Origin of the sequence: Pseudomonas sp. VA159-2 (assembly GCF_024126635.1) — a bacterium.
Classification (GTDB): domain Bacteria; phylum Pseudomonadota; class Gammaproteobacteria; order Pseudomonadales; family Pseudomonadaceae; genus Aquipseudomonas; species Aquipseudomonas muyukensis.
The window spans coordinates 60,614-74,450 of sequence record NZ_JAMYBV010000021.1; the positions used below are offsets into that span (position 1 = coordinate 60,614).

Sequence of the window (13,837 nt, forward strand, 5' to 3'; positions counted from 1 at the left end):
ATTACCCATGACACCGCCGCGCCGTCAGGGGCGCGCCTGCAACTGGCCCGAGCAGCGCCTGGAGTTCGTTCGACATGGATATTCGCACCCCCCTGAACCAATGCATCGCCCTGATCGTCGCGGGTGTGCTGTTTCTCAACCCCATCGTCGCCACGGCCGCGCAGCTGACCGTCGATGCGGCGGCCAAGGCCAATACCAGCATCAACCAGGCTGGCAACGGGGTGCCGATCGTCAATATCGCCACACCCAATGGCAGCGGCCTGTCGACCAACACCTTCCGCGACTACAACGTCGGCAGCAACGGGTTGATCCTCAACAACGCCACCAGCAAGACCCAATCGACCCAGCTGGGCGGCATCATCATCGGCAACCCCAACCTGCGCGGCCAGGCCGCCCAGGTGATCCTCAACCAGGTCACCGGTGGCAACCGCAGTACCCTGCAAGGCTATACCGAGGTGGCCGGGCACGCCGCCCGGGTCATCGTCGCCAACCCCCACGGCATCACCTGCAAGGGCTGTGGCTTCATCAACACGCCGCGAGCCACCCTCACCACCGGCAAGCCGATCATGGACGGCGAGCGCCTCGACCGCTTCCAGGTGGACGGCGGCGACATCGCCATCGAAGGCGATGCGCTCAATGCCCGCAACCTCGACCAGTTCGACCTGATCACCCGCAGCGCCAAGCTCAACACCGAACTGCATGCCAGGCAGTTGAACATCGTCACCGGGCGCAACGATGTCCAGGCCGACACCTTGCAGGCCACCCCACGTGCCGAGGACGGCAGCGCCAAACCACTGCTGGCCATCGACAGCGCGGCGCTGGGCGGCATGTATGCCAACACCATTCGCCTGGTCGGCACCGAACAGGGCGTGGGCGTCAAGCTGGCCGGCAACATGGCCGCCACCACCGGTGACATCCAGGTGGACGCCAACGGCAAGGTGACTCTGGCGCAGACTTCCAGTGCCGGCAACCTGAAGATCGCCGCGCCGAGCGCCGAGCTGACCGGCAAGACTTACGCGGCCGGCAGCGCCACCGTGCGGGTGCGCGACGAGGTGAGCGTCGGCCAGAGCCTCGCCGCCAGGGACAGCATCACCGTGGCCGGCGCGCAAATCGACAACCAGGGCATCATCGAAGCTGGCGTGGAGCCGGACAACACCCGCAATGCCCACGGCGATGTGACCCTCACTGCCCAGAGCCTGCGCAACCGTGGCAGCGTGGTGGCCAACCGCACCCTGGAGGCTAGCGCCAGCACCCTCCTCGACAACCAGGGCGGCACCTTCAAGGGCCGAGCCACCACCTTGACGGCAGGCCAGCTGGACAACCGCAAAGGCCAGGCACTGGCCGACGACACCCTGACGGTCAATGCCGGCACCCTCGACAACCGTGACCAGGGCCTGCTGCAAGGCAAGGGCCAGGCCGTGGTGGATGTCAGCGCAAACCTCGACAACCGGGGCGGCCGCCTGGTGGGCCAGGGCGGCCTGCAGGTCACCGCCACCCGGTTGGACAACCGTGACAAAGGCCTGGTCGGCAGTGACCGCCAGGCCAAGCTGACCACCCATGCGCTGCTGGACAACCAGGGCGGCGGCAAGCTCAGCGCCGACCGCCTGGACATCACCACCGCCGGCCTGCTCAACGGTGGCGGCCAGTTGCTTGGCGGCGATGTCCTGGTCAACGCCAGCGCCGACATCGACAACCGCCTCGGCCTGGTATCGGCCAAGCGCCTGCTCGACCTCAAGGCCGTGGCCCTGGACAACAGCGGCAAGGGCAACCTGCGCAGCGACGGCACCCTGGGCATCAAGGTGGCGACCCTGGACAACCGCGACAACGGCCTGCTGTCGAGTCTCGGCGACCTGACCCTGCATGGCAGCGAGCGCCTCGACAACCGCGGCGGCCTGGTCCTCGCCGACCGCTCGCTGACCGTCACCGGCGGGCATTTCGACAACCGTGACAAGGGCGTGGCCACCACCCAGGGCAAGGCCCGTATCGACGTCGCCAGCCTGGCCAACAGCGATGCCGGCCACCTGCAGAGCGACGGCCGCCTCGAGCTGGTCGCCGGCAAGGTCGACAACGAGCGCCTGGGCAACATCACCGCCAAGGGCGACCTCGAGGCCCACCTGGGAACGTTGAACCATCAAGGCGGCAGGTTGACCAGCCTGGGCAGCCTGCTGCTTACCGCCGACACCCTCGACAACCAGCAGGGCGGCAAGATTGGCGCGACCGCCGTGGCCGACATCAGCGCGGCGCGCATCCTCAACCAGCAGGGTGAGATCTCCAGCACCGGCAAGGTCATCCTCAATGCCAGCCAACTGCTGGACAACCAGGGCGGCAAGGTCATCGGCGACCGTGGCCTGACCCTCACCGTGCAGCGCCTGCTCAACCAGAACAAGGGCCTGCTCAGTGGCTATGACCGCCTGAGCCTGCACGGTACCGAGCTGCTCAACAACGGCGGCAAGCTGAGCAGCCACACGCACATCGACGTGACCCTGGACGGCCAGCTGGACAACAGCGACGCCGGCCTGATCGTCAGCGACGCCAGCGTCACCCTGAATACCGGCACGCTGCTCAACCGCCAGGGCGGCAAGGTCTCGGCCAACGCGGCCCTGGACCTGACCAGCCAGGACCTGCTGGACAACCAGGGCGGCACCCTGGTGACCAACGCCGGGCTGCTGCTCAAGGCCGCTCGCCTGGACAACAGCCACCTCGGCGTGATCAGCGCCCAGCGGCACGCCGAGTTGCGCAGCGGCGCCATCGACAACAGCGCCAAGGGCAATATCGGTGCCGGCAGCCTGCTGCTGGTCGCCACCCAGCTCGACAACAACGATTACGGCCGCATCAGTGCCGCCGGCCAGATCGATGCCACCCTGACCGGCCTCGACCAGAACGACCACGGGCAACTGGTCAGTGAAACCGGCATCGACCTCGACCTGCAGCACGGTCGGCTGGTGAACCGCAACGGTGGCCTGCTGCGTTCGCCGGGCAGCCTGTTGTTGCGCCAGATGGGTGTGGTGGACAACCGTGACGCGGGCGAGATTTCCAGCAATCAGGGTTTCAGCCTGGTCGCCAGCCGCCTCGACAACCGCGGTGGGCGAGTGGTCAGCAGCCAGGACTTGACCCTGCGCATTGCCGGGATCCTCGACAACAGCCTGAAGGGGGTGTTGTCGGCCAGCCACGACCTCGAGGTCGGGGCCGGCAGCCTCGACAACTTCAGCGGCGGCAGCCTGGCCAGCGGCCAGGCGCTCAAGGCAACGATCGACGGCCAGCTCGACAACCACGACGAGGGCATCCTGTCCGCCGTGGGCGGGCTGACCGTGACCAGCGCCGGCTTGCTCAACGGCGAGCGCGGCCTGTTGTCGGGCAACACCGGGGTGACCGTCACTACCGGCCAGTTGGACAACCATCAAGGCGGCCAGCTCATCAGCCAGGCGGCGCTGACCGTCGACAGCAGCGAGCTCGACAACCGTGGCGGTGCCCTGAGCAGCAAGCAGGCCATGAAGCTGACCACCGGCGAGCTGCGCAACGGCGCCGATGCCCTGCTGCGCGGCGGCCGCATCCACAGCGATGGCGCGTTGACCTTGGAGGCGGCGCAGGTCGATTCCAGCCAGGGCGGTGAAATTTCCGCCAAGGGCGACCTGCTGCTGCGGGTCAGCGCGTTGATCCAGCGCCAGGGGCGGCTGATCGGCGAACAGAAGCTCGACCTCGACCTGAACGGCGGCGACCTGCAGAACCAGGGCGGCCTGATCAGCGCCAATGGCCCACTGAACATCCAGAACCTGCGCAAGCTCGACAACAGCGCCGGCGAAGTCACCAGCCAGCAATCCTACCAGCTGCTCGCCCAGCGCATCGACAACCAGCAGGGGCGCATCCTCAGCGATGGCCGGCTGACGGTGGAGGCGCCACTGCTGGACAACAGCGCCAAGGGCCTGATCTCCGGCGCCCAGGGCCTGCTGGCCAAGGGTGTTGATTTGAACAACAGCGGCGAAGGCACCCTGTCCAGCAAGGACGGCGACCTCACCGTGACCCTGGCCGGTACCCTCGACAACCGCGAACTGGGTGCCCTGGTCAGCAAGGGTCGCCAGCAGATCAGCGCGGCCAACCTGCATAACAGTAAGGGCATCGTTTCTTCCGAGCAGGCCATCACCCTCAGTGTCAGCGACCAGCTCGACAACAGCGGCGGCGGCCTGATTTCCGCCACCGGCGACCTGGCGTTCGACCAGGACGGCACCGTCATCGACAACCAGGGCGGGCAGGTCAACGGCCAGGCGATCACTGTCACAGGCAAGCGCCTGGAAAACGCCAAGGGCCAGCTGACCAGCCGCGCGCTGCTTGAGCTGACCTTGGCCGAGGCCCTGGTCAACACCGACGGCGCGCGCCTGGTCAGTGGCGCCGACCTGCTGCTCAACACCGGCCGTGTCGCCAACAACGGCGGCAAGCTGATCAGCCACGGCCTGTTGCGCGTCGACGCAACGACGCTGGACAACAGCCTTGGCGGTAACCTGGCCAGCCAGCAGAACCTGGTACTGCGCCTGGGCGGCGACCTGCTCAACGGCCAGGATGGCCTGCTGTTCAGCGAACACGGCAAGCTCGACATCCATGCCAATGCCCTGGACAACCAGGCCGGTACGCTGAAAAGCCAGGGCGCTATCGAAGTGCGCCTGGACAAGGCGTTGAACAACCACGGCGGGCGCCTGGAGAGCCAGGCAGGCGGCCTCGAGCTGCACGCCGCGAGCCTCGACAACGGCGGCAGCGGCATGCTCAGCGCGGCCAAGGGCCTGTTCAAGGGCGTCTTCGCCGGCCTGTTCGACAACGGTGGCGGCACCACCCAGGCGCAATCGGTGGACATCAAGGCCGACACCCGGGTGAACAACCAGGGTGGCTATCTCTCGGCCCTGGGTGGCGACAACCAGCTCGTCAGCGCCGAGTTCGACAACCGCGGTGGCGGCCTGTATGCCGCCGGGCTGCTGCACCTGCAGGGCCAGCAACTGTTCAACCAGAGCGGCAAGATCGGCGCCGGGCGCATCGACTTCGGCCTGGACGGCGCCCTGTACAACGGCCTAGGCCAACTGGAAAGCGAAGGTGACCTGCTGCTGCGCGCCAGCGAACTGGACAACCGCACCGGCAACCTGCGCGCGCTCGGCAAGACCGGCACCAGCCGTTTCATCATCGCGGGCAACCTGCTCAACGACAACGGCGTGCTGGCCACCGCCAACCACGACCTCGACCTGCAGATCGGTGGCCTGAGCAACAGCGGCGGGCAACTGCTGCACACCGGCCTTGGCACCTTCGGCCTGGCCTCTGACAAGGTCACCCAGGCCGGCGGCGTGCTGCATACCGATGGCCTGCTGAGCATCGGCGCCGCCAGCTGGACCAACAGCAGCGTGCTGCAGGCCCGGCGCCTGGAGCTGGACATCGGGCGTTTCGTGCAGACGGCCAGCGGCAAGCTGCTGGCGGTCGAGAGCTTCAAGGGCCGCGGTGGCGACTGGAGCAACGATGGTCTGCTGGCCAGTGACGGCAGCCTGCAGTTGGACCTCACCGGCAACTACGACGGCAATGGCCGCCTGACCAGCCTCGGCACCCTGGGGTTGAGCGCCACCGATATCCGCCTGGCCAATAGCGCCAGCCTGGCCGCTGGCGCCGGCGGCGTGGTGACGGCCCGCAACCTGCTGAGCAACGACGGTCGCCTGACCGCCCTCGATGGCCTCACGGTCAACGCCGCCAGCCTGGAAAACCGCGGCACCCTCGGCGGCGCCGCCGCGGTGACACTGACCGCCAACAACCTGAGCAACCAGCGCGGCCTGGTGTTCAGTGGCAACGACATGACCCTGCGCGTGGGCAGCCTGAGCAACTACTACGGCGATATCTACAGCCTCGGCGGCCTGGACCTGGCCGGCAACGGCAGCGCCCGCGCCGTGTTGCTGGACAATATTTCGGCCAGCATGGAAAGCGCCGGCAGCATGACCCTGGCGGTGGATACCTTGCTCAACCGCAAGGAACACTTGAGCTCCAAGCAGAAGCTGCTCGCCGGCTACGTCAACGTGTATTCCGACGACCGCTGCAAAGGCAAGGGCTGCGAGCTGTACTTCTCGGCCACCGAGAGCTGGCAGGATGTCATCGACCAGGACAGCCCCACAGCCTTCATCACCACCGGCGGCAAGCTGAACTTTGCCGGTGGTGCGTTCCGCAACCACTACAGCAGTGTCTCGGCGGCCGGCGATATCGCCATCAACACGGCCGTGTTCGAGAACAAGGGCGCCGGTGGCGGCGAGCAGCGCAACCTTACCGCCAGCATGTACACCCGTGATCGCGGCCAGTACAACGCGTTCATCAACGCCAAGAACCAGTTCAACCAGAACCCCGGTTCGCTGACCCTCGATCAGGTCATGGCCGCGTCTGGCTACCCGCATGCCAGCATCTACAACGTCATCGACAACAAGACGCCGATCGCTGGCGCCGTGGTCGCCCCGGCGGTGGTGCAGTCGGCCGGCGCGGTGACCATCAACGCCACCCAGCGCATCGACAACAGCGTGGTGCGCGTCAACCAGGCCGGTGCCGGCACCATCAATACCCGTGGCGATGCCACCGCCGATGCGCGCCAGGCCCAGACCCAGGTGCGCGCGCTCAACCCGCAGTTGCCGCCGGACCTGGCCCAGCGCCAGGTCAACCCGGTCACCCTGCCCAGCTTCAGCCTGCCCCAGGGCAGCAACGGCCTGTTCCGCATCAGCAGCCAGGCCGGCCAGGCCGCCGTCAGCGGCGACGCCCTGGGCGCGACCGCTGACCGCACCCAGGCCGGCAGCGGCACCTTCATCGCACCGCTGGCCAGCACGGCCAGCGCCGACAGCCGTGCCGCGCAGACGCTTGGCGCCAACGGCGCGGCTGCGGCGCAGGGCGCCGTGGCTGGCTCCGGCGTGGCGCTGGGCGGCCTGGCCGCCGGCGTCAAGCTGGTCCAGGGCGTGCCTGAGCGCGGCGTGCCGAATGTCGCGCACAAGTACCTGGTAGAGACCAATCCGGTCCTGACCGACCTCAAGCAGTTCCTCAGCTCCGACTACATGCTCGGCCAGCTCGACGTCAAGCCGGACCAGGCCATCAAGCGCCTGGGCGACGGCCTCTACGAGCAGCGCCTGATCCGCGAGGCCGTGGTGGCCCGTACCGGCCAGCGCTACATCGACGGCATGACCAGCGACGAGACGCTGTTCCGCTACCTGATGGACAACGCCATCGCCAGCAAGGACAAGCTGTCGCTGAGCGTGGGCGTGTCGCTCAGCGCCGAGCAGGTGGCGGCGCTGACCCACGACATCGTCTGGATGGAGCAGGTCGAGGTCAACGGCGAGAAGGTGCTCGCCCCGGTGCTGTACCTGGCCCACGCCAACGGCCGCGTGGCCCCTAACGGCGCGTTGATCCAGGGCCGCGACGTCAACCTGATCAGCGGTGGCGAGCTGGTCAACGTCGGCACCTTGCGCGCCAGCAACAACCTCGCCGTCAGCGCCAGCAACATCGGCAACGCCGGGTTGATGGAAGCGGGCGGGCGCCTGGACATGCTGGCCACCGAGTCGATCCGCAACGCCCAGGGCGGGATCATCGCCGGGCGTGAAGTGAGCCTCACCGCGTTGACCGGCGACGTGATCAACGAACGCAGCGTCACCCGCCTGGAGGGCAGCGCGGGCGGTGAGCACGTGACCAAGGACCTGGTCGACACCGCCGCGCGCATCGAGGCGGCGAACAACCTGACGATCACGGCGGGGCAGGACATCGGCATTGTCGGCGGCGCCGTGCAGGCCGGTGGCAACATCGACATGGATGCCGGCCGTGACCTGATCATCGCCAGCCAGGAGGGTGTCGACAGCCACGAGTACCAGCGCCGCCGCGTCAGTGGCTACGACACCAGCATCACCCAGTACGGCAGCGAGGTGAAGGCCGGCGGCGACCTCACCGCCACGGCCGGCCAGGACCTGAGCATCGTCGCCAGCGAGATCGAGGCCCGCCGCGACCTGGCCCTGCAGGCCGGGCGCGACGTGACCCTGGCCGCCGCGGCGAACGAGGAGCACAGCTACGCCAAGGGCAAGAAAGGCAAGACCAAGTACGAGCGCCAGGAGGACGACGTCGAGCAGCAGTCGGCCGAAGTGAAGGCCGGCGGCGACCTGACCATCGACGCCGGGCGCGACCTGCGCATGGTGGCGAGCAAGGCCAGCGCCGGCGACGAAGCCTACCTGGTGGCTGGCGACAAGCTCGAGCTGCTGGCCGCCAACGACAGCCAGTACTCGCTGTATGACATGAACAAGAAGGGTGGTTGGGGGAGCAAGAAGACCCAGCGTGATGAAGTGACCGACGTCAAGGCGGTGGGGAGTGAGGTCACCAGTGGTGGCGACCTCACCCTCGAGAGCGGCGGTGACCAGCTGTACCAGGGCGCGAAGCTCGCCTCCGGTGCGGACCTGACCATTGATAGCGGCGGTTCGGTGACCTTCGAAGCAGTCAAGGACATGCATCAGGAGAGTCACGAGAAGAGCAAATCGGACCTGGCGTGGACCAGCGCCAAAGGTAAGGGAAGTACGGATGAGACGCTGCGCCAGACCTTGATGGTAACCCAGGGGGAGTTGGCGATTCGGGCCGCTGGCAAAATAAATATTGATATTAAGCAAATTGACCAAAACACTGTCAGCCAAACGATTGATGCAATGGTCCGAGCAGAACCCCAACTGGCGTGGATCAAGCAGGCCGAGGCCAGCGGAAAAGTGGATTGGCGAGTAGTAAAAGAAATTCACGACAGCTGGGATTACAAAAACTCAGGACTGGGAGCAGCACCCGCCCTGATTATTTCGATTGTCACGAGCGTCTACCTTGGTCCTCTTGCAGGTGCCATGGCCAGTAACTTTGCCGTAGGAACCATAAACGGTGGTGGAGACATCGGTGCTGGCCTAACAGCGGCAACCAGCAGCAAGGCCATAAAGGGATACGCTACGCAGATGGTGACAAGCGGAATTTTGAGTGGAATAGACACAGCAGTTGCGGGGTGGAATCCTGATGCCCCGTTGGTTCTGAGTGCCAATGGCATTAATAATCCAGGGTATAGCTCTGGTATGTTGGATTGGAATTCAGTCAGCCAGAACATCCTTCGTAGCAGCACACATGCTTTGGTCGCTGGCAGTGTGAACACAGCGATAAATGGAGGCAGCTTCAAAGATAATCTTGGAGCTGCTGCTGTGTCTGAAGGACTGGATTTGGCGGCGGCCTTCGGTAATAAACAGGTCGGCGATTTAGCTGATTATCTCAACGTCAGTCCTGGCTCTGCACAAAAAATCCTAATGCACGCAGTCTTGGGTGGAGCGCTGTCATCCGCCAAGGGAGGAAACTTCAAAACAGGGGCACTGGCAGGTGCTGCAGCGCAGGGTCTCACGGCGGCTACAAGTGCAGGTCTAGGCGAGTATCTCGATTCACGGTTTGCTACGGACGACCAGTTCAAGGTGGCGACCGCCCAGATTATTGGGGTTTTGGCAGGGGCCCTGGGTAATGGGAACCTTGAAACCGCCAGTTGGGTGGCTGGAAACGCTCAGCGCTATAATGACTTTTTACATCCAGGGGGAAATTGGGGAGCAGAAGCTGCTAGCTTAGGAACATATATGGCTGAGCAAGGCAAGACACCCCACCAGATTTCTGATGCGCTCCAGTCCTTGGCTAGAAGCGATGGGTACAAAGGCCCAGGTCATGATTATGTAGCTGGTTGGGTGTACACTCCGGCTGTGTTGGGCACGGCTATATCGCCTCCAGCAGGACTTGCCGGCGCAGCGATGGGCGGTGTCATTGGCGGTGGTGCTAACATCAGCTATCAACTGACCTCGGATAAACCTTTTAGTTATGTGGATGCCGCCATTGCTACCACTGTGGGTGGTGCAACTCAAGGTCGTGGGGTCGTATTCACTATTGGTGCAGGCACGGGAGGGGCATTCTTAGGGGGTTTGATTAAAGGTGATAGTTCAATGTATCCAGTTTTAGGTGCGGCCATTGGCGGTGCTGTGGGCTTGAAAACTGGACAAGTCGTAACTGGTAAATTGAAGCCCTATCTCGGAAGTAATTCCGAAGTTGTAGGTGCCTCTTTGGGTTCTCAGATTTCCGAAGCTACAGGTGGTAAAATAGGATCAATGGGAGAAAGCAAGTAATGAAGCCCAAGTCGAGGTTTCAAGCTTATGTACTATTTTTATTCTATTTGATTGTTTTGTTTTTCTTTGGAGGGGTCGTATCAAATTTTTTAGGGGCTATAGCCCTGTATTTTAAATATGACACGTGGCATTTTGGCTGGACTGATATTTCCGGCGTGTTTCCTGGGTTTCTAGCCTATGCGGTCCCTGTCTGGTTTGGGATATGCCTTGCTTCATATTTTAAATGGGGTGGTGGGAAGTAAATGCTGAAGTGATTCTCGAACGTGGGGCGAAGGGACGTCGACTCGGGTGGTCTCGGCGCGGTTGTATAAGCCGGTTGGGAAGACGTTTAACCTGACGGTAGATGTAGGGCATACGTTCTATGTGGGGGATCTTAGGACGTGGGTTCATAACACGGAGCCCTGTGCTCCCATACCTACATCCACTGTTAAGGCAACTGAAGGTGTAATTGCAACTCGAGTTAACGTCAGAAATGGTGATGGGAGTAAGGGTAGTGGCTTGGAGTATGCTTGAGCGAAAAGGGGACCGAAAAGGGACCGAAAAGGGGACAAGCTAAAAGAAGCGAAAAGAAGCGAAAAGGGGACAGATTTATTTTTCCTACTCTAATTCCAGCTCCTGGCAGCGAAGGGATCTAGCTGTCATGTAGGTAGGCCGAGATTAGAGTGGGGAAAATAAATCTGTCCCCTTTTTTCGGTCCCCTTTTTTCGAAGAAGAGCTAAGGGCGGTCCTGCAGGAGCCAGTGGTTGTGAAAACGCCAGCTTATAGGTCGCCTACTACAGGGAATTACATCAGGACTGTCGATATGAATAGAGTGATTGGTGTGGACGCGAAGACTGGAGGTAAGCAAACGAGCATTATGACAATAATTACTGATCATAAAGGTAATCTTGTGAACGCTTTTCCAGGGAAAACATTCTGAATGTACTGTGCTCTGTTGTGGAGTAAGGAAAGGTCCGCTGCGGGGGGGGATGGAGTGCTTAAGGTAATTGAAATTCCTAAAGACGCCATTTCAATGCTTATAAATGCGGATTCTAAAAATTATCCATTGCTCTCGGAGCTGTGTCTTGATGATTATGGGTTGTACTCTGGCGATCAGTTGGATCGGTTGCGGCTTGAGTTGAAAGATATGTCAAGAGCAACAGGGGGCGGATGAGTTATTTTGTTCTTTGGATACTCTTGCTTTGGAGGCAAGGGTGCTTGGGGAGAGTATTTTGTTTGATCCGTTTAGGGGTAAGTAGCGAGGGAAAGAAGGCTTGGGAAAGGGAAAAGGGGACAGGTTTATTTTTCCTACTCTAATATCGGCCCTCGTGGGGTCGAAGGGGGTGAGCAGTCATGTCATTCTCCTGATTCATCAGTCGTCAAGGTGATCCAAGGAGGATGCCGTCATGCCTAGAGTTGGACGAGTACTGCTGCCACACTATCCGCATCATATTGTCCATCGGGGTCACAATCGACAGGTTGTGTTTGCGCAAGATACGGACTTTCAACGCTACTTAGCCGACCTCCGAGAGTTGAAGGATGCCTTTGGAGTGAACGTCTATGCGTACTGCTTGATGACCAACCATGTGCATCTATTGTTGGTTCCCGATGATGCTTGCGCAGGACTTAGCCAGCTGATGAAGACGCTGGCGGCGCGCGCGACGCGCTATCGTAATCGACTAGAGGGCCGTTCCGGTACATTGTGGGAAAGTCGTTTTAAATCCAGCATTGTGCAGTCTGACACCTACCTGTTGGCTTGTTGCCGCTACATCGAATTGAACCCAGTCCGGGCGAGGATGACGGCTGAGGCTGGGGATTATCCTTGGTCGAGTTATTCGGTCAGAATGGGGGCTGCGAAACGGCAGAATTGGCTTGATGATAATCCCTTGTTTGAAACATTTGGGGTAACTGAAGAGCTCCGGCACAAGCGCTACGCCGAGTTTGTGAGGGAGGCGATATCGGAAGAAGAGCTTAGTCTGATTCGAGAGGCTATTCAGCGAGGACAACTGACGGGTAGTAGCCGATTCGTGGACGAGATTGCGCAGATCACTGGAAAACGTATTGAGCGACGGAGGCAGGGTAGGCAAAAATTAGAGTAGAGAAAATAAATCTGTCCCCTTTTCTTCCGAAAATGTATGAGTGAACGGAATATGAATGGGCAGTCGAGGAGTAAGCAAGTTGAAGAGCTGATTGCCAGGTTGTCGATCAATAGGAATGCGTGTGACGAAAATGAGCTGTGTTGCGAAGTTAGATTGATTTCAGAGAATGAAAAATTACAAATTATTCGTGATCTGATAGTTTTTAATGTTCGCCTCGCTGCTGCTGTCGCCGCACGAGTGCATTTGGCAGAGCGGCAGCAGGTGCAGTTGATGAGGGAGCTTTTGGAATGTGGGGGGAGTAATACTATAAGGCAGTTTGTAGGTCGTTTATTTTCGCGCCGACTAAGTGCTTCGTTGGTTTTGAAAGAGCTAATGAGGGCGAGGACGAATAGTTCTGATGCGGTTAGTTTGATGGCGTATTATTTTCCGGCACATTGGTGTTTAGAGATGTGGATCAAAAATCTATTATTTATAAGTTAAGGTCTGGTGGCGTTGAGTAATGGACTTAATAGAGGGGAAAGGGGATGGATTTATTTTTACAGGGGGAAGGGGAGTGGTTATGACTATTTCGAGAGTTAAAAATAACGAGCTGGTAGTTTTGCTTGATCGGTTGTCCAGGAAAAGGGGACGGATTTATTTTTCCTACTCTAATTCCGGCTCCTGGCAGCGAAGGGAGCTAGCTGTCATGTAGGTGGGCGGGGATTAGAGTAGGGGAAATAAATCTGCCCCCTTTTTTTCGTTTTTGTTTATGTTGATGCTTCGAAAACAGGCGTCTCGATGGAGAAAATGATTGACTATTTCCGGCTTGGCTCTCCGGTATCTAATGTTGTGGGGGAAGGAACGGTCTCAAATGTTTATATTAAAGCTCAGGATGGCTGGCTGAATGTATCGGCTGGTAGGGTTTTCCAGCATAAGGGGTGGCAGTGGTGGCAGCAAGTTTATTTGTCCCTGTGACGCGTGTACCTGAATTTGAAGAGTTAAAAAACTGGCTTCAAGAGGCTTTGTCTGCTTTAGGGTTTGTGGTTAATAGAGTTACGGTTGGTGTTAATTTGGTTGGTGCATCTGACTTGCTCTCGAACATGATCTATATTTTTGATCATGAAAGAAATGTCTGTTGCTGGGTGACGTTCTTGAGTGCAGATGACTGTTTGCTGGAAGAGGACGAGTTTGGTATGCCATTTATTGCGCATATTTCAGGTGGCGTTGGCGAAGGAAGGAATCTCGCTCTTGCAGTTTCGTATAGTGTGGGTGTGGGTGGGGGAGGGAGGGTTGTATATGATGACGGTTGTTTGTACTTCGATGATCAGAAAGGTGCTGCTAAATTGGAAGATATAAGATCCATGTGTGAAATGTGAGGAGAGGTTTTCCTGTGCAGGTATGGCTTCAAATTATGTTGAGAAAGTACATGGCCGAAAATTGAAAAGGCGGGAGAAAGGGGGCAGATTTATTTTTGCTACTTTAACGTTGGTTCCTGGCGGCGAAGAGGTCTAGCCATCATGTAGGTAGGTCGAGATTAGAGTGGGAAAAATAAATCTTGGGCCTGTCCCGTGACAACGGACGCCAAGAAGCGATACTTATATCGCTATCTTGGAGGTTGCCATGTACCCAACCACT

4 protein-coding genes are annotated in these 13,837 nt (G+C 60.2%); all 4 read left to right on the forward strand.

The features are described from left to right. The first annotated feature begins 74 nt into the window (after positions 1 to 74). The 4 genes from NJG22_RS18875 (at position 75) to NJG22_RS18890 (ending at position 13,578) form a co-directional block, all read left to right on the forward strand. Entirely contained in the window at positions 75 to 10,145 is a 10,071-nt protein-coding gene (locus NJG22_RS18875) for a DUF637 domain-containing protein (RefSeq protein WP_253096601.1), read from the forward strand. Between the two features lie 1,385 nt (positions 10,146 to 11,530). Then, complete coding sequence (locus NJG22_RS18880; RefSeq protein WP_253096604.1) at positions 11,531 to 12,223, forward strand: transposase; 693 nt, start codon at positions 11,531 to 11,533, stop codon at positions 12,221 to 12,223. A 36-nt stretch (positions 12,224 to 12,259) separates the two neighbouring features. Beyond that, entirely contained in the window at positions 12,260 to 12,703 is a 444-nt protein-coding gene (locus NJG22_RS18885) for a hypothetical protein (RefSeq protein WP_253096606.1), read from the forward strand. Positions 12,704 to 13,149: 446 nt separating this feature from the next. Beyond that, complete coding sequence (locus NJG22_RS18890) at positions 13,150 to 13,578, forward strand: hypothetical protein (RefSeq protein ID WP_253096608.1); 429 nt, start codon at positions 13,150 to 13,152, stop codon at positions 13,576 to 13,578. Positions 13,579 to 13,837: the final 259 nt, after the last annotated feature.

Excerpts from the sequence above, each read along its gene's own strand:
- NJG22_RS18880 (WP_253096604.1), top strand. The coding sequence starts at position 11,531 with ATGCCTAGAGTTGGACGAGTACTGCTGCCACACTATCCGCATCATATT.
- NJG22_RS18875 (WP_253096601.1), top strand. The coding sequence starts at position 75 with ATGGATATTCGCACCCCCCTGAACCAATGCATCGCCCTGATCGTCGCG.
- NJG22_RS18885 (WP_253096606.1), top strand. The coding sequence starts at position 12,260 with ATGAGTGAACGGAATATGAATGGGCAGTCGAGGAGTAAGCAAGTTGAA.